Source organism: Roseixanthobacter finlandensis (genome assembly GCF_043195105.2).
GTDB lineage: Bacteria > Pseudomonadota > Alphaproteobacteria > Rhizobiales > Xanthobacteraceae > NCEH01.
This window is the reverse complement of sequence record NZ_CM195536.1, coordinates 1,605,729-1,622,688: the sequence shown is the minus strand read 5'-3', so window position 1 is coordinate 1,622,688 and position 16,960 is coordinate 1,605,729. Positions and strand designations below refer to the sequence as shown.

Annotated in this window: 18 protein-coding genes; 8 read left to right on the top strand and 10 right to left on the bottom strand. The window is 69.4% G+C overall.

Annotated elements, in window-relative coordinates; genetic code table 11:
• Nucleotides 1-15: 15 nt before the first annotated feature.
• The 4 genes from V5G24_RS07480 to V5G24_RS07465 all read right to left on the bottom strand — a co-directional run bounded on the left by V5G24_RS07480 (nt 16) and on the right by V5G24_RS07465 (nt 2,768).
• On the bottom strand, nt 16-558 hold the full coding sequence (locus V5G24_RS07480; protein WP_394084623.1) for an HK97 family phage prohead protease: 543 nt from the start codon (nt 556-558) through the stop codon (nt 16-18).
• Complete coding sequence (locus tag V5G24_RS07475; protein WP_394084622.1) at nt 555-743, bottom strand: hypothetical protein; 189 nt, start codon at nt 741-743, stop codon at nt 555-557. Before V5G24_RS07475 ends, V5G24_RS07480 begins: the two co-directional genes overlap by 4 nt.
• Before the next feature lie 634 nt (nt 744-1,377).
• The gene (locus V5G24_RS07470; protein ID WP_394084621.1) at nt 1,378-1,563 is read right to left on the bottom strand and encodes a hypothetical protein; all 186 of its coding nucleotides are present in this window, start codon (nt 1,561-1,563) and stop codon (nt 1,378-1,380) included.
• Nucleotides 1,564-1,571: 8 nt separating this feature from the next.
• Nucleotides 1,572-2,768 carry a phage portal protein gene (locus tag V5G24_RS07465; protein ID WP_394084620.1) on the bottom strand — a complete coding sequence of 399 codons (1,197 nt, stop codon included), beginning with the start codon at nt 2,766-2,768 and terminating at the stop codon, nt 1,572-1,574.
• Nucleotides 2,769-2,956: 188 nt separating this feature from the next.
• Between V5G24_RS07465 and V5G24_RS07460 the strand changes: the two genes are divergently transcribed.
• On the top strand, nt 2,957-3,628 hold the full coding sequence (locus V5G24_RS07460; RefSeq protein WP_394084619.1) for a hypothetical protein: 672 nt from the start codon (nt 2,957-2,959) through the stop codon (nt 3,626-3,628).
• A gap of 407 nt (nt 3,629-4,035) precedes the next feature.
• On the opposite strand, the gene V5G24_RS07455 is transcribed toward V5G24_RS07460, so the two are convergent.
• From V5G24_RS07455 to V5G24_RS07445, 3 genes are all read right to left on the bottom strand, one after another.
• Entirely contained in the window at nt 4,036-5,331 is a 1,296-nt protein-coding gene (locus tag V5G24_RS07455) for a DNA-packaging protein (RefSeq protein ID WP_394084850.1), read from the bottom strand.
• Nucleotides 5,309-5,917, bottom strand: a complete 609-nt coding sequence (locus V5G24_RS07450; protein WP_394084618.1) for a helix-turn-helix domain-containing protein — start codon at nt 5,915-5,917, stop codon at nt 5,309-5,311. Before V5G24_RS07450 ends, V5G24_RS07455 begins: the two co-directional genes overlap by 23 nt.
• A 413-nt stretch (nt 5,918-6,330) precedes the next feature.
• Entirely contained in the window at nt 6,331-6,558 is a 228-nt protein-coding gene (locus V5G24_RS07445; RefSeq protein WP_394084617.1) for a hypothetical protein, read from the bottom strand.
• Between the two features lie 237 nt (nt 6,559-6,795).
• On the opposite strand from V5G24_RS07445, the gene zigA reads away from it, so the two are divergent.
• Both zigA and V5G24_RS07435 read left to right on the top strand, forming a co-directional pair.
• Nucleotides 6,796-8,016, top strand: a complete 1,221-nt coding sequence (gene zigA / locus V5G24_RS07440; protein WP_394084616.1) for a zinc metallochaperone GTPase ZigA — start codon at nt 6,796-6,798, stop codon at nt 8,014-8,016.
• A gap of 138 nt (nt 8,017-8,154) precedes the next feature.
• Nucleotides 8,155-8,871: an MgtC/SapB family protein gene (locus V5G24_RS07435; protein ID WP_394084615.1), complete on the top strand. Its 717-nt coding sequence runs from the start codon at nt 8,155-8,157 to the stop codon at nt 8,869-8,871.
• A gap of 35 nt (nt 8,872-8,906) precedes the next feature.
• On the opposite strand, the gene V5G24_RS07430 is transcribed toward V5G24_RS07435, so the two are convergent.
• From V5G24_RS07430 to V5G24_RS07420, 3 genes are all read right to left on the bottom strand, one after another.
• On the bottom strand, nt 8,907-9,446 hold the full coding sequence (locus V5G24_RS07430) for a hypothetical protein (RefSeq protein WP_394084614.1): 540 nt from the start codon (nt 9,444-9,446) through the stop codon (nt 8,907-8,909).
• Nucleotides 9,447-9,607: 161 nt separating this feature from the next.
• Nucleotides 9,608-10,036 carry a Rieske (2Fe-2S) protein gene (locus V5G24_RS07425; RefSeq protein ID WP_394084613.1) on the bottom strand — a complete coding sequence of 143 codons (429 nt, stop codon included), beginning with the start codon at nt 10,034-10,036 and terminating at the stop codon, nt 9,608-9,610.
• 129 nt (nt 10,037-10,165) lie between these two features.
• Nucleotides 10,166-10,915, bottom strand: coding sequence for a hypothetical protein (locus V5G24_RS07420; protein ID WP_394084612.1), 750 nt, complete (start codon nt 10,913-10,915; stop codon nt 10,166-10,168).
• A gap of 353 nt (nt 10,916-11,268) precedes the next feature.
• On the opposite strand from V5G24_RS07420, the gene V5G24_RS07415 reads away from it, so the two are divergent.
• The 5 genes from V5G24_RS07415 to V5G24_RS07395 are packed head-to-tail and all read left to right on the top strand — an operon-like array spanning nt 11,269 to nt 16,957.
• The gene (locus V5G24_RS07415) at nt 11,269-12,228 is read left to right on the top strand and encodes an AAA family ATPase (protein WP_394084849.1); all 960 of its coding nucleotides are present in this window, start codon (nt 11,269-11,271) and stop codon (nt 12,226-12,228) included.
• Nucleotides 12,229-12,247: 19 nt separating this feature from the next.
• The gene (locus V5G24_RS07410) at nt 12,248-13,240 is read left to right on the top strand and encodes a DUF58 domain-containing protein (RefSeq protein WP_394084611.1); all 993 of its coding nucleotides are present in this window, start codon (nt 12,248-12,250) and stop codon (nt 13,238-13,240) included.
• Nucleotides 13,237-13,767 carry a DUF4381 domain-containing protein gene (locus V5G24_RS07405; protein ID WP_394084610.1) on the top strand — a complete coding sequence of 177 codons (531 nt, stop codon included), beginning with the start codon at nt 13,237-13,239 and terminating at the stop codon, nt 13,765-13,767. Before V5G24_RS07410 ends, V5G24_RS07405 begins: the two co-directional genes overlap by 4 nt.
• Entirely contained in the window at nt 13,764-14,819 is a 1,056-nt protein-coding gene (locus V5G24_RS07400; RefSeq protein WP_394084609.1) for a vWA domain-containing protein, read from the top strand. The genes V5G24_RS07405 and V5G24_RS07400 overlap by 4 nt, the downstream gene beginning before the upstream one ends.
• A complete protein-coding gene (locus tag V5G24_RS07395) occupies nt 14,816-16,957 on the top strand; it encodes a vWA domain-containing protein (RefSeq protein WP_394084608.1) in 2,142 nt (713 codons plus the stop codon). The genes V5G24_RS07400 and V5G24_RS07395 overlap by 4 nt, the downstream gene beginning before the upstream one ends.
• Nucleotides 16,958-16,960: the final 3 nt, after the last annotated feature.

Sequence of the window (16,960 nt, the reverse complement as noted above, 5' to 3'; positions counted from 1 at the left end):
CCGGCGGTGGGGAGGTCAGGCGGGCACGCGGCCAGTATTGGTGCGGCGCAGGTCGTCCGTGCGCGACGCCACGTCGGTGCGCGACGCGTCCTGCCCGCCGGGCGCGACGATGACGCGGGCGTCGGGCTGCATGGGGAAGGTGACGATGGAAATCTCCCACAGATCGATGCGGGAGATGCGGCGCACGCGGGTGCGCGGATCGGTGCGGGCGGCGGCGGCCTTGAAACCGATGGAGAGCCCATCAAGCGCGCCGAGGCGGATCAGGCTCGCCACCTCGCGCGCCCGCTCCACATCGCCCGCGAGCCGCCCGCGCACATAGAGCCCGCGCGCATCCTCGACGATGTGGGTCCACACGCCGATCGGCTCGGCGGGATCGTGCTGGTAGAGCATGCGCACCGCGCCCGGCCCGCGCGCGGCGAGGCAGGCGGCGAACGCGCCGCGCTCGATGATGTCGCGGCCGAGGTCGAGCATCTCGAAGCGGCAGGCATAGCCGGCAATGTCGGCGCCCGCTTCCCCCGCGCCGGGCGGGAAAAGCGCGATGCGCGCCGGGCTGCTCATGCGCCCTTCGGATCGGTGCCGCGCGGCTTGCGGCGCTTGGCGCGCTCAAGCTTTTCCAGCGCCGCGACGAACTCGCGGAACACCCCGCCGGGAGCCGGCGCGCTGGGCGCTGCGGTGGAGCGATGGAAGGTGGGGCCGAACGCACGGATGCGCGGCGTGGACGCCTTGCGGCCGGGAGCACGCATGGAGGATCTCCGGTTTGGGATGGGGGAATGGCGCGGAACGGTGATCGAACGCCCGCATCCCGGCCAAGCAGGACGCCACAGGCGGGGAGCGCGAGCCGGGACCCAGCGCAAAAAGCCGCCGCAGGCGCTTCAATCCAGATGCGCCGGCGCGGTCGGCTGCTGCGCAGGAGGTTTCGCGCTGGGTCCCGGCTCGGCGCTCCGGCGATGCGGTCGCTGCGCCGGGACACCCGATATCGCACTCGCATCCGAGCCAAGTGGAACGCCGCAGGCGGGAACCGCGAGCCGGGACCCAGCGCAAAAAGCCGCCGCAGGCGCTTCAATCCAGATGCGCCGGCGCGGTCGGCTGCTGCGCAGGAATCCCGCGCTGGGTCCCGGCTCGGCGCTCCGGCAAAGCCGTCGCTGGGCCGGGACACCCGATATCGCACCTGCGTCCCAGCCAAGCGGAACGCCGCAGGCGGGGAGCGCGAGCCGGGACCCAGCGCAAAGCGCCGCCGCAGGCGCTTCAATTCAAAATGCGCGCGGCGCACTCGGCTGCTGCGCAGGAATTTTGCGCTGGGTCCCGGCTCGGCGCTCCGGCAATGCCGTCGCTGGGCCGGGACACGGAGTGCGAAGGACAGCCGGGACAAGGAAGCGCTCACTCGCTCCCGTGGCGGGCGTTGAAGCGGGCCAGCTCGCGCACGAAATCATCCAGCCGCTCGGTGGCCTTCGCGAGCCCTGCCAGCGCGCGGAACGCCACCGCCGAGGCGCTGACCGCCCACAGCAGCAGCGCGAGATGGGCAAGGTCGCCGCGCTCGGCGAAGATGCGGATCAGCGCGTCCATAGTGACGCCTAACCGCCGGGCGCGCGGGTGCCGTAGCCCACGGCGGCGCGCTTTTCGGCATCGGTGAGGAAATCCGCCGCGCCCACCCGCGCCCACAGGTCCGAGCGCTCGGAAGAGAGCGCCTCCACCTGGTCGAGGTCCGGCACCAGGGCGAGACCCTCCCCATAGGCCGGCGCCAGCCAGGCGGAGAGCGAGGCCGCGAGCCGCTTCACCAGCGGCAGCACCGTGAGCCGCCACAGGGCGCGATGGGCCTCGGCATAATTGGCATAGGTGTTGTCGCCGGGAATGCCGAGCAGCATGGGCGGCACGCCCAGCGCCAGCGCGATCTCGCGCGCCGCGCCGTTGCGGGCGGCCTCGAAATCCATGTCCTTGGGGCTCAGCGCGAGCGGCTTCCAGTCGAGCCCGCCTTCCAGCAACAGCGGGCGCCCGGCATTGGTGGGCCCCTGGAAGCTCGCCTCCAGTTCGCCCTTCAGCCGCTCGAACTGCTCGTCGCTCAGCGATCCCGTCCCGCCATAGACCAGGGCGCCGGACGGGCGCGCGGCATTGTCCAGCAGCGCCTTGTTCCAGGCGGTGGCGGCATTGTGCAGGTCGAGCGCCTGGGCGGCCGCCTCCAGCGGCGCGAAGCCGTAATGATCATCCAGCGGATTGAAGAAGGTGAGATGGAGGATCGGCGGCACCCCGGCGGTATCCGCGCCATCCTGGTGGATGCGCAGGGTATGGCCGTCGAGCGTATAGTCGAACGCCTCCGGCCAGCCCTCCGGGCCGGGCACCACGCGCACCCGGTCGGGGCGCAGCACGTGGAGTTCGCGCACCGCGCCCTCCACCGCCACGGCTTCCAGATAGGCGTTTCCGGCCACCATGAGATGGCCGCACAGCGCCTCCAGCAGATCGGCGCCCTGGGCGCGCGGATTGGGCCGGGCGAGCAGATCCAGCAGCGGATGGCGGTCGAGTTCGCGCGGCCCTTGCATGAGCAGCAGCGGCACGCTGGCGGCGGCCTCGCTCACCATGCGCACGGCACGATAGGCGATGGCGTTACGCAAGAACCCCTCGCGCGCCAGCGAGCCATAGTCGCGCGGCGACCAGCGAGCCCGCCCCTGCCCGAAGAACGCGACCAGGGCCGCAGCCCGGCTGGCTTTCGCCTCCGCGGGGCGTGCGTGGCCCTCCGCGGGGCGTGCGCGGAACGGCGCGAGGAAGGACGCGAGCATGCGGAAAGCTCCTTTTGGGGCCGCCGGGAACGCGGCGGCGGTCAATACGTTGAGAGGCGAGCATCCGGGCGCGCAGATCGCGCGCGGCCGGATTTCACAAACCGGATTTGGCAGGCAAGATCCGACCGCCGGTCCCACGACGGCCACGCCGTCCGGGACCCCGCGATGCGAACCAGGAGCCGACCGCAATGACGACCACCGTGACCGCCCTCTACGACAGCCGGGACGATGCCGTCGCAGCGGTGCGCGCGCTCCAGATGGCGGGCATTGCGCGCGACGCGATCTCGATCATCGCCAAGAGCGCGGATGCCCCGCCGCAGGGCGCGGCGGATCAGGAACATGGGGATCAGGAACACGCCGAACAGGAACACGCGGACCGGGAACATGCGGACCACCTCGCCGAGGTGATCCACGATGCCGGCGCGGGCGCGGGCATCGGTGCCGGCATCGGCGGCGCGGGCGGGCTGCTGGCGGGGCTCGGCATGATCGCCATTCCCGGCATCGGCCCGGTGCTGGCGGGTGGCTGGCTGCTGTCGACGGCGGCCGGCGCGCTCGCCGGTGCGGCCGTGGGCGGCGCGGCGGGCGGCATCATCGGCGCCTTGATGGATGGCGGCGTTCCCGAGGACGATGCCCATGCCTGCGCGGAAAGCGTGCGGCGCGGCGGCGCGCTGGTGGTGGCGAAGGTGGACGCGGCGCGGCTCGATGCCGCCCGCACCATCCTCGCCGCCCCGCCGGCATTCGACCCCGCGGCGCGGGCGAACGATTACCGCAAGGATGGCTGGTCGCGCTTCAACCCGGATGCGCCGCCCCACGGCGGCGAAGGCGCCCCGCGCCGGGAGCGGCCGGACCGGCTGGCGTGAGACTCGCGCGCTGTCTCTTCCCCCTCACCCCAACCCTCTCCCCGCCGGGGAGAGGGAGGAGCGATGGCTCTGGCAGGGAAAGGAGGGTCTTAAAAGAGAACTTCCCCCGCAAACACCGCTCCGCCCCCTCTCCCCGACGGGGAGAGGGCTGGGGTGAGGGGGAAAGCTCTCATCGCGCAAACCGTGCCCGACGTCCCCCTGCGCCGGCCCAGCCAAAACGCAGAGCCGGGGGCTGGGGCAAACTCGCAAGCTGCAGGCAAGGCGACGCGCGCCGGCCCCCTCTCCCCGCCCCTCTCCCCGTCGGGGAGAGGGGGAGCGTTGGCTCTGGCAGGGAAACAGGAGTCTTAAAAGACAGCTTCCCCCACAAACAACGGCTCGCCCCACAACGCCGCGCACAACACTCCCCGCTACAATCCCCGCACTCGGGGCGGCGCGGTTTTCGCGCCGAGGGCCAAGGCGGTGACGGCCCACACAAGCGCATCCAGCCGGTCCGGCGAACGGCCGTTCGAGAGCCCATCCAAGGCGAAATCGCACATCTCGTCCTCCAGCGCCGAAAACGCCCCGGCATGGCGCACGCGGCCCTGCTCGTAGAGCGCGGCGACCGGCTCAGCGCGCAGGAATTTTCCGCGCGTGGCCCGCACCTGCTCGACCGGGACGGAAGGGTCCACCTCAGCGAGCACGGCGCTCACCATCTCGCCGCCCTGGTTCACCTCGGCGACGATGCGGTCGGCCGCGAATTTGCGGAACAGCGCCACCGCGCGGGCCGCCCAGAGCGCAGGGCGCAGGCCGCTTTCGCTCGCGTCCGCCAGCACATGGACGATGCCGGAGGCATCAATCCCGGCGCAGACCAGGCCGCAGGCATCGGCCCCGGCCCGGGAGGAGGCCGGCGGATCGACGCCCACGACGATGCGCGCCAAGGGCGGCGCCTCTTCCTCGCGCGCCGCTTCCAGGGCGGGGCGGGACCAGAGCGCGTCGGGCCGGTCCTCGATCAGTTCGCCGTCCAATTCCTGCCGGCCGAGCCGCGTGCCGCCATAGCGGGCCAGCACCGCATCGAGAAAGCCGGGGGCGAGATGCAGCGCGTTCTGCGCCGTGCGGGCGCGGCTGATGGCGGTGGACGGGTCCGCCAGCAGGCGCCGCAGCAAAGCGGAGGGGCGCGGCGTGGTGGTGATCATCTGGCGCGGCCGATCGCCCAGCCGCAGGCCGAATTGCAGCATGTCGAAGGTTGAATCCGCGCGGCGCCACTTGGCCAGCTCGTCCAGCCAGGCGGCCTCGAATTGCGGACCGCGCAAGCTTTCCGGATCCTCGGCGGAAAAGCCCTGGGCCACCGCGCCGTTGCTCCAGACGAGCCGGCGCCGGGTGGGCTCCCAGATCGGGCGTTCGCCCGCGGCATGGACGGAGAGCAGACCCGAGACCCCTTCCACCATCACCTCGCGCACGTCGGACATGGTTTCCGCCACCAAGGCGATGCGCCCCACCGGGCGCGCGGCGAACGGCGGGCGGCCGAGCGCGAGGCCGCGCACCCATTCCGCCCCGGCGCGGGTCTTTCCGGCGCCGCGCCCGCCCAGCACCAGCCAGGTGGACCAGGGGCCGCCGCCCTGGGCGGCATCGGGGGGCAATTGGTCCGGCCGGGCCCACATTTCCCAATCGGCGAGCAGCAGGCGGGCATCGGCCTCGGGTAGTTCAGCCAGCAGGCTCGGCGCCATCCCCGCCTTCGCGCAGGCGATCAAGGCGGCGCGCAAGCTCGCGGCGGAAGGTGTCGAGGTTTCGTCCACGCAGGCCCTCCTCCGATTGCGCGGCCGCGCCGCCTTTGCCCGTTGCCGGGGATTTTCCGGCCGCGCTCTCGCCATCGAGGGCGCCGAGTTCGCGCACCACACGGGCCAGGACGGCGAGTGCCTTCGCATCCTTCTCGCTGTCCCGGGCACTGGTTTCGCGCGCACTAGGTTCGCGTGCACCGGCATCGCGCCCGCCCGGGCGGGCAAGGGCGGCGTCCGGCGCGTCCAGAGCGGCGACGCGGGTATCGATTTCGTCCATCTGCCGCTCGGCGGCATGCCACAGGCGCGCCAGAAGCGCGCGCCGGCGGGTGCGGCTCGGCGGCTGTGTGGTGCGCCCGCCATAGCGGCGCTGGGCGGGCGCGTGATGCACCGTGCCGTCCTGATCGACGATGCGATCGGCCCAGAAATAGACGGAGGCGGAGGACAGGCCGGTTTCGGCGGCAATCTGGCGGATCGGCGTGCCGGCCTCATAGAGGGCGCGCGCCAGACCCGCCGCCTTGGGCGGGATGCGGGACATGGGGATCTCGCGTTTGGGAGGGGATCTCGCGATTAGGATGGGTCGTCCGAGGCCGACTGCGCCGCGCGCCGGCCGACCAGACCGCCGGCGCCAGACGCAAATCTCGAACATGAACTGACCATAGTCCTAGAGCGCAGCGCTGTCAAGGACTAATTTCCTATATATGCGCCGACGGCTTAGGCCCGAGCGCTATTCACGGCATGACGCCGTTGCAGCAGAGCATCGTCATGCACGGGCTTGTTCCGTGCATCCACGCGGCACCGCTGGCATCGGCTTTTCAAGGCCGGAGCGGGCGGCGCCCCGTGGATGGCCGGGACACGCCCGGCCATGACGGCTGGTGAAAGAAAGACAATGCCGCGCACCTGCCTTGAGGCGCCTCGACGATGCAACACGCCGCTGAATCTCGATCGGTCCTAGCGCAGGGAGGCACCCGTCTTCGGCCCGAGCGCCTCTTGCATCCGAGCACGCGCCCGCAGATGGGACATGGCCACCACGTTCGACGCCTCGATACAGGCGCGCTCGAACCGCAGCACCATGTTGCGATGGCAGCCACAGCGCAGGCAGAAGGCGGTGCCAGGGTCGAAATCATGGCTTTCCATAGGCGATGGCGCCATCGAGCGGGGTCCAGCGGGCGAGATCATGGGCGGCCCTCCTCGGGGGCGCGGGGTGCGAACCGAAACTGTCCGGCGGCATGGCGCAGGTTGGTCCCGCATCCTTGCCCCAGGCTGAGGTAAGCACACCGTGCGGCTTCAGGTTCCGCGCTCCGCCCGACGCCCGGTTCGGTGCCGCCTGCGACAGCCGCCATGCGCACCCGGCTTGCGCCCCGCCACGCCACGTGGCATGAAACTGATACAATATATCTCTCATAAGGAGCAGCCATGACCGCGACCGATGCGCGCCTTCCCGTCACCGTGCTGTCCGGCTTTCTCGGCGCCGGCAAGACCACGCTGCTCAATCACATCCTCGCCAATCGCGAGGGCCGGCGGGTGGCGGTGATCGTCAACGACATGTCGGAAGTGAACATCGACGCCGAACTGGTGCGCCAGGGCGGCGCCAATCTCTCGCGCACCGACGAGACGCTGGTGGAAATGACCAATGGCTGCATCTGCTGCACCCTGCGCGGCGACCTTCTGGCCGAGGTGAAGCGCCTCGCCGCCGACGGGCGCTATGATGCTTTGGTAATCGAGAGCACCGGCATCGCCGAGCCTTTGCCGGTGGCCGCCACCTTCGAGTTCCGCGACGAGGAGGGCTTCTCTTTGTCCGATCTCGCCCGCCTCGACACCATGGTGACCGTGGTGGATGCCGCCAACCTGCTGAAGGACTACGGCTCCAACGATTTCCTGCGTGATCGCGGCGAAGTCGCCGGCGCGGACGATGCCCGCACCCTGGTGGACCTATTGGTGGACCAGATCGAGTTCGCCGACACCATCGTGCTCAACAAGATTTCCGCCACCCCACCGGACCAGATCGCCGCCGCCCGCGCCGTCATCAAGGGGCTGAATCCCAAAGCCAAGCTGATCGAGACCGATTTCGCCGACGTGCCGCTGGGCGAAGTCATGGGCACCGGCCGGTTCGACTTCGAGACCGCCCACGAACACCCGCTGTGGTATCGCGAACTCTATGGCTTTGCCGATCACCAGCCGGAAACCGAGGAATATGGCGTCGCAAGCTTCGTCTATCGCGCCCGCCGGCCGTTCCATCCGCAGAAATTTTCCGACTTCCTGAAGACCGTGTGGCCCGGCCTGATCCGCGCCAAGGGCCTGTTCTGGCTCGCCACCCGCGATGCCTTCGTGGGCGACATGAGCCTGGCCGGCGCCATCTGCCGCACCGAGGCCATGGGCTTCTGGTGGGCCGCCGTGCCCAAGGAGCGTTGGCCGAACGATCCCGAATGGAAGACCGAGCTGAAGCGCCATTGGGCGCCCGGCTATGGCGACCGCCGGCAGGAGCTAGTGTTCATCGGCATGGGCCTCGACGAAGCCGCAATCCGCGCCGCCCTGGACGCGTGCCTGGTCGGCCCCACCGATCCGAAGGCGCTGGACTTCGCCAAGCTCAAATCCCTGCCCGACCCGTTCCCGAAATGGGGCCGCGCCGCCGCCTGAACCCGCCCCCGCACACCCGCCGGGAGGCCGCGCGAAAGCGGCCTCCCCCAGCGGCGATTTTCCGCTCCGGGGTACGGTGGAAAATTCCGCCCGGACTGCTAAGGCTGGGGTGGCTGGAGCGTCCGGGGTCGCGGAATCATGAAATTCGCTGAAACTTTTGATTTATTGCAGTTTTTTGACACGTTCATCAGCTTCTCCGCGGCCTTCGTCCTGGGCCTGCTGATCGGCGCGGAACGCCAGTACCGCCAGCGCACCGCGGGGCTGCGCACCAACGTGCTGGTCGCCATCGGCGCCGCCGCCTTCGTGGACCTGGCCCAGCGCATCGCCGGAACCGCCGAGGCGGTGCGGGTGATCTCCTATGTCGTTTCCGGCATTGGCTTTTTGGGCGCCGGCGTGATTATGAAGGAAGGCATGAACGTGCGCGGCCTCAACACCGCCGCCACCTTGTGGTGCTCGGCCGCGGTTGGCGCGTGCGCCGGCACCGACATGCTCGCGGAAGCCGGCCTGCTGACCGTTTTCGTATTGGCTGGCAACACCTTGCTGCGGCCGGTGGTGAATCTGATCAACCGCATTCCCATCAACGACAAGAGCGCGGAGCAGACCTACGAAGTACTCGTCATCACCACCAGCACGGCCCTGGACGAGGTGCGCGACTTGCTGGTGGAGCGCCTGGAAGCGGCCCATTATCCGGTCGGCGACGTGGAGGTGACCGAGCGCAGCAACGACAAGGTGGAAATTCTCGCCACGCTGGTCAGCACGGCCGTGGATGCCAGCGAGATCGATGCGGTGATCGCCGAAATCGAAAAGCAGCCGGGCGTCCTGCACACCACCTGGAGCAGCAGTACGCAGGACTGACCGGGCTTTACCTTTCAGGCCGGATCGCGCACCCCTCAGGCCGCGTTCTTGACCTTCATGCCGTCCTCAAACGACATTTCCTTATAATCCGAGAGGCTCGAATACTTCAGCCCCACATCGGCCAGGGCATCGAGCTTGGCGGAGGTATCGAACTTCTTCAGCTTGATCTTGTCGACATAGAAGGTGTCGATCAGTTCATTATAGACGCTGGTCTCGTCGATATAGATAGCGAACACCTTCACGTCGCCGAAGTGGATGTAGAAGCGGTTGCCCTGCGGCAGATCGGCGATATAGATGAAGTAGTTTCCGGCCCCGTCGAACGCTTCGCCAAAGGTCTCGACCAGCTTGGGCAGGCTCGCATACTCCTTGATGGAGCCGGCGAGGAATCCGATTGCCGGCTTGCCGCTCTCGCAGACCGAGAACACTTCCTTCAACAAGGTCTCTGGCCCGTCGAAGGAGATGTCGCCGCGATAGCCGAAGCGGCCGGCCACATGGGTATCGGCGCTCAACAGCGGCTTCAGCAGCCGCCCCTCGGTTTCGAGCTTGGCGAAAGGCGTGTCGGAAACGGCGGTCATAGGGGTCGTCCTTCGATGTGATCGACGGGGCTCGTCGAAGCGTGGCCGTCGTTCGCATCGGCGGATCAGAGCCGGGGCGACCCGCGACGTCGGGAGAAAGCGCGCCTGTCGCGGGGCGCAAAAGGGTCGCAAAAGCAAGGGGAAAGGCGGCACCGGGCGGCTCAGTCACTGGTGATCATCACCTCGGGAAAGGTGTCGGGCTCCTCGATGTCGAGCCCGTCCTCCTCGGCAAGCTCGATGCCCACCAGGCACACGTCGCCATCGTCGATCACGAGTTCCACCGGGGTGAGCGCCTTGCCCTGGCACGGCCCGATGAAGCAATGGCCGGTATCAAGGTCGAACTGGGCGCGATGCTTGCCGCAGGTGAGGAAATTGCCGTCCTCGTCCAGGAACTCGCCGGGAATGGTATCGAGCCGCGATCCCTGGTGCGGGCAGGCATTCTCGAAGCCGAAGAAGGCGTTGGACTTGCGCGTGACGAGGATCGGCCAGGGCTTGCTGGCCCCGGTCTCGTCCAGCCGCGCGAGCACGAAACCGCGCGCGCCGCCGTCGTCGATCTCATAGGTGGAGCAGATGGCGAACAACTCGGTCATGGTCCCAGCCTTTCAAAGTCGAATGCGGGCGGCGTGTGGGAAAGCGGACATTGTGCGACCGGCGCGCGGCCCTGTCGGGTTTGTCTCCCCGCGCCACCCCTCCCCGCGTACGGACCGCCAGGGCCGCGCCTAGCGGCGCGCCAGGGAACGCAAAAAGCCTTGATATTCCTCGGTCAATTCCATATCGACCGCCGGCGCCGCCTTCATCAGCAGGTTGGCGATGAAGGGCTGGTCGTTGCGCGGGTCTTCCAGGGCCTCGCGCAGCACCGGAAGATTGTCCTCGATATGATGCAGGAAGGCGGCTTCCTTCTCCGCGATCAGGCCCCAGCGCGCCCGCATCCAGCGCGCAAGGGGATAGATCACCTCCTGGATGAAATTGGATTGCCGGGCCTTCTCGAAGAAGCGCAGGCCGGTGTTCCAATCCTCGCGGGCGCGCATGGGCGGGGGCGGCCTGTCGCCTTCCAGCCATTTGCGCCCGGCGACACCGACGAAATCCTCCAGCAGGATGGGATTTTCATTGTTGGCGCGGAAATAGCCGACCGCGAGCGCGCCGGGATAATCCTCGCCCAGGCTCGATTTCAGCGCAGTGTCCACGGCATCCACCGCCGCCTTGTCGCCCTTCAGCGCCGCCGTCATGCAGAAAGCGAACAGCGCGTCGTTTCCGACATTGCGGACCCCGGGGCTTTTCAGATCCTCGGCGGTCAAAGCGGGCGTCACCCCGTCAGCGGGGATGGCGGCCGTGCCGGCGCGCTGGGCGCTGATGAAGGCGGTGATTTCCAGCCAGCCCATGAAGCTTGCGACAAATGCGTCCGGGTCCACATGCACCACGGCCAGATTGATCGGCTGCTTGCGCTTTTGCAGTTCGACCATGTCCGTCATGTCGTCGCCCCCGATCTTGCAGCGGATTGGCGCGTTTGCGTCAATTCCTGGCTCGAAGGGAGGCAATGCAAGCGCCATGCCGGAGATATTCGCGACATTCGGGAGCGGCGGCGCGGCGGCGCGCGCGACCAGCCGGGGCGCCATCCAGATCACATGCGCGGAATATTGGTTATATAATACCGATATCCTGATTTCACATTACATAAAAATCATCTGCCTGACGGTGCGGTGCGACGCAGCACTGGCTATAGAGTCGCAAACCCAGACCGGATTGACCCTTGATGAACCCCACCCGCGACGCCGCACACGCCCACCTTGCCCCCACGGCGGCCGCCTCCGACGACCTGCGCCTCATGGATCTTCACCTCCTGTTCGACCGCCTCGCGGCCTATATGAACACCTGCATCCTCGGGCAGCCCGCGTTCGTGGAACTGCTGCTGGTGGCGGTGCTGGCGGACGGGCATCTGCTGGTGGAGGGCGCGCCCGGCCTCGCCAAGACCAAGGCCATCAAGGCGCTGGCGAAAGCCATCGATTGCGACGACCAGCGCATCCAGTTCACGCCGGACCTTCTGCCCTCCGATCTGACGGGCACCGACATCTACCGGCCGGAGGATGGCTCCTTCCGCTTCCAGCCCGGCCCCGTGTTCCACAATTTCATCCTGGCGGACGAGATCAACCGCGCGCCCGCGAAAGTGCAGGCCGCGCTTCTGGAGGCGATGGCCGAGCGGCAGGTGACGGTGGGCGGCAAGACCTATGTGCTGCCCAAGCTGTTCCTCGTCATGGCGACCCAGAACCCGATCGAGCAGGAAGGCACCTATCCCCTGCCCGAGGCCCAGCTCGACCGCTTCCTGCTGCATGTGAAGCTGGATTACCCGGACATCGCCGCCGAGCGGCAGATTCTGCGGCTGGTGCGCGGCGAGGCGCAGGGCGAGGTGATCGATTTCGGCGAACGGGTTTCCCAGGCCGCCATCTTCGCCGCCCGGCGCGATGCGCTCGCCACTTATATGTCGGAAGCGGTTGAGGAATATATCCTGCAATTCGTGTTCGCCACCCGCACCCCGCAGCGCTACGACAAAAGCCTCGCCGGCGCGATCGCGTTCGGCGCCAGCCCGCGCGGCACCATCGCGCTCGACCGATGCGCGCGCGCCTTCGCCTGGCTGCGCGGACGGGACTATGTGGTGCCGGAGGATGTGCAGGCGATCGCCAAATCGGCGCTGCGCCACCGCATCCTGCTGACCTTCGAGGCCCAGGCCGACGGCATGAGCGCGGACGATTTCCTCGACACGCTGATCGCCCGCGTGCCGGTGAAGTGAACCGGCACGAGGACGCAAGATGAGCGATGCCCCCGCCGACGCCTATGGCCTCATCGCCCGCCTCGATGAATTGATCGCGGCGCGGCCGGAGGGCGGGAAAAGCGCGTTCGCGCCGCGCGGCAAGGTGCGCAGCCAGCAATTCGGCGGCTATCGCTCGGCGTTCCGCGGGCGCGGCATGGAGTTCGACGAGGTGCGCCTCTACCAGGCCGGCGACGATATCCGCACCATCGACTGGCGGGTCACGGCGCGCACCGGGCGCACCCACACCAAGCTGTTCCAGGAGGAGCGCGAGCGCCCGGTGCTGATCCTGCTGGATTGCCGCTCCTTCATGCGGTTCGGCACCCGCGACACGTTCAAGTCGGTGCTCGCGGCGAAGGCGGCGGCGGTGCTGACCTGGATTTCCATCGAGGCCGGCGACCGGGTGGGCGGGGTGATCGCCACCCCCTCCGGACTTCATTCCTACAGCCCGCAGCGCAGCCGCGCGCGCGTCCTCGGTTTCGTCAAGGCCATGGCCGACGGCACGCAGGAAGGGTTCGCGCTTTCGCCCTCGGCTCAGAGCGCGAGAAGCGCGACAGCGCAGCGTGGACCCGAACCCGCCCTCGCGGATGCCGTCGCGCGCCTGCGCCGCACCGCGCGGCCCGGTACCTTGGTGTTCCTGATCAGCGACTTCCACGATTTCACCGAAGCCGCCGCGCGCGAGCTGAGCCGCCTCGCGCTCCAGGCGCAGGTCACCAACATCTTCGTCCATGACGCGCTGGAAGAAGCCATGCCGGCGCGTGGCGCCTATCCGGTCAGCGACGGCGCGGCGGTGCGGCTGATGGATGGCGGCAACCGGGCGATGCGCGAGACCTATGCGGCCCGCTTCGCCGCCCGCCGCGCGGCGCTGGATGCCCTTTCGCGCCAGCGCGGCATGGCCTTCGTCGCGCTCCAGACCGGCGATGATCCGGCCGCGCTGCTGCATCCCGAGCGGCTGCGCGATGCCCGCCGGCAGGCCCGGAAGGCCGCCGCATGAAGCTGGCGCAGGCCTTCTCCCTTCCCGATGCCCCCGCGACGCTGCCCGGCGCGCCCGCCGCCGACCCGCTGGCGGGGCTGCGCGACATCCATCTGCCGGGGCCGGTCTCCTTCTGGCCGCTGGCGCCGGGCTGGTGGATGCTGGCGGGGCTGCTGGTGGTGCTGGGCTTGATCGCCGCGTTCCTGGAATGGCGCCGGCGCCAGACGCTGGCCTATCGGGTGGACCAGGAATTGAAGGCCATCGCCCGCGACACCGCGCGCCATCGCGATGCCCGCGCGGTGGCCGCCGCCGGCGCGCTGCTGATCCGCCGCATCCTGGTGACGCGCGCGGGCGATCCGGCGGCGGCGGCGCTCACCGGCGCGGACTGGGAACGCGTGCTCGCCGAGGGCAAGGGCGCGCTTGCCCCGCCGCTCGCCGCCTTCGTCGCGGCCGCGCCCTATCTGCCGGCCCATGCCCCCGGCGCCGACGGCGTGCCGCGCGATGCGCTGGTGGCGGCGTTGCGGCGCTGGGTGCGGAGCAACGCATGATCGAGTTCCAATGGCTCTGGGCGGCCGCCCTGCTCCCGCTTCCGCTCCTGGCGCGCTATCTCCTGCCCGCCGCCCGGCGCAGCCGCGCCGGCGCGCTGCGCGTGCCGTTCTTCGCCCAGATCGCGCCCCATGCCGGCGCGGGCGCAATCCTGCGGCGCGGCGGGAAGCTCGCCTTGCTGACCCTGATCTGGCTCGCTTTGGTGCTCGCCGCCATGCGCCCGAGCTATGTGGGCAAGCCGGTGCCGATCCCGGTCGAAGGCCGCGACCTGATGATGGCGGTGGATCTTTCCGGCTCCATGGCGCGGCAGGACCTGACGCAGGACGGCCTGCCCACGGACCGGCTCTCGGTGGTGAAGGCGGTGGCGGACGATTTCATCGCCCGGCGGTCCGGCGACCGGGTAGGGCTGATCCTGTTCTCCAGCCGCGCCTATATCCAGACCCCGCTGACCTTCGACCGCAAGGTCACGCGCGACCTGCTGTCGGAGGCCACCATCGGCATGACCGGGCAGGAAACCGCCATCGGCGATGCCATCGGCCTCGCGGTGAAGATCTTGCAGGACCGGCCCGAGGACAAGCGCGTGCTGGTGCTGCTGACCGACGGCGCCAATAATTCCGGCGTGCTCGATCCGATCCACGCGGCCGAACTGGCGCGGCAGGAGCATGTGAAGATCTATACCATCGGGGTGGGTGCCGACAGCCTCGCCATCGGCCAGCAGATCGTCAATCCCTCCGCCGAACTCGATGAAGCGGCGCTGGCGCAGATCGCCGCCATGACCGGCGGGCGCTATTTCCGCGCCCGCGACGGCGCCGGCCTCGCGGCGATCTATCACGAGATCAATCTCATGGAGCCGGCGGCGGGCGAGCCGCTCTATCTCGCGCCGACGATCGCGCTGTTCCACTGGCCGCTCGGCTTTGCCCTGGTGCTGAGCCTGATCCTCGCGGCCGTGCTGCTGGCGCCGGGCCTTGCCCGTGGCCGCGCCCCGCGCGCGCCAAACGCGGCACGCGCGGCGGCAGCACCCGATGCGGCGCCTGGCGTCGGGGGGCGGCCATGATCCCCGCGACACTGAACCCATTCTCGCTGAACCTGCCGGACCTGTTTGCCGGCGTGCTGCCCCCAGGCTTTCACTTCCTGCGGCCGGACTGGCTGTGGGCGATCGTGCCGGCGCTGGCGCTGGCCGCGCTCGCATTCCGGCGGTTCGGCGCGGGGAGCAACCCCTGGCGCCATCTGGTGGATGCCCATCTGCTGCGCCATCTCAGCGTTCAGGAGACCGCGCGGGCGCGCCGCTGGCCGGTGCTGGCGCTGCTGCTCGGCTGGGCACTCGCCGCGCTCGCCATGGCCGGGCCGGCCTGGCAGAAGCTGCCTACCCCGGCGCTGGACCGGCTCGATCCCACCGTGATCGTGCTGAGCCTCGCCCAATCCATGAATGCCACCGACCAGAGCCCCTCGCGGCTCGGCGCCGCCCGGCACAAGGTGGACGACATCCTCGCCCGCATGCGCGGCGGACAGGTGGGGCTGGTGATCTATGCCGACGCCCCGTTCGTCGCCGCGCCCTTGACCGAGGATGCACGCATCATCGCCCAGATGGTGCCGGAACTCTCCACCGAGCTGATGCCGGTGCTCGCGGACCGGGCCGATCTCGCGCTCGACCGCGCCACCGCCCTGCTGCGCGATGCCGGTGCCCCGGCGGGCCGCATCGTGCTGATCACCGACGGGGCGGGCGATGATCCCGCCGCCACGCTTGCCGCCGCGAAGGCCGCGGCGCAGGCGGGCTACCGGGTCAATGTCATTGGCGTCGGGACGCAGGCGGGGAGCCCGCTTCTGGCGTTCGACGGCGGCGTGCTGCGGGCGCGCGACGGCACCGTGGTCACCACGCGCATGGATGAAGCGCGCCTGCGCGAGATCGCGGCCGCCGGACGCGGCAGCTTCTCCGCCATGACGGTGGGCGACGGCGACCTCGACACGGTGCTCGCCAAGACCTCCGGCTCGGCCGCCCCGCTGGACACGGTGCTCCAGGACAGCGGCCTGTCCGCCGACCAATGGCTCGACATGGGTCCCTGGCTGCTGCTGGGCGTCCTCGCGCTGGCGCCGCTGGCGTTCCGCCGGGGCTGGATCGCGGTGCTGCTGGTGGCCGCGCTCGGCGGCGCGCTGGCCCCGCGCGATGCCCAGGCCCAAGGTGCAATCTCGCAAGGCGCGCCCCCGCAAAGCCTGGACCTGCGCGGGTTGGATGGGCAGAGCACGCAAGGTCAGAGCACGCAAGGTCAGGGCACGCAGAACCTCGGGGCGCAAGGCTCCGCCTCCGCCGGCGCCGATGCGGGCGGATCGCGCGGATGGGACGGCCTGTGGCGCACCCCCGACCAGCAGGGCGCCGACGCCTTTGGCCGCGCGGACTATGGCACCGCCGCGCGCAGCTTTGAAAACCCGCAATGGCAGGCGAGCGCGCTCTATAAGGCCGGCTCTTATGACGAGGCGGCGGCCGCCTATGCCAAGGTGCCGGACGGCGATTACAATCGCGGCAATGCGCTCGCCCGCGCCGGCAAGCTGGAAGAGGCGATCAAGGCCTATGACGCGGCGCTGGCCGCCCATCCCGGCCAGGACGATCCGATCCGCGCCGATGCCCTGTTCAATCGCGAACTGGTTCAGAAGGTGCTGGATCAGCGCAAGAAGGACCAGCAGAAAAAGGATCAGGACAAGAAGGACCAGGACAAGAAGGACCAGGACAAGAAGGACCAGAAATCCGGCGCCGACCAGAAGCCGAAGGACGAGCCCGGCAAGGACGAGAAGAAGGACAAGCCGCAGAAGCCGGACGACAAGAAGCCCGACCAGCCGCCGCCCACCCCGGACCCGAAGGGCACGCCTCAAAAGCCTGAGCCACAGAAGCCCGAGCCGCCGAAGGCGCCACCCAAACCCGAACCGCAAAAGCCAGAACCGCCCAAGCCCAATCCCCAGGACCAGAAGCCATCGGACCAGAAACCGCCCGAGCAGAAACCGCCCGAGAAGCCACCGGAGCAAAAGCCGCCCGAGCCGCCACCTCAGCCGCCCCAGCCGGGCGCGCCAAAACCCTTGACCGAGGAGGATCAGAATCGCGCGCAGACCCTGCGCCTGGTGCCCGATGATCCCACCGGCCTTTTGCGCGCCCGCATCCGCAGCCATTATGGCGGCGCGGGCGTCGTCGACCCGTCGCAGAACTGAGAG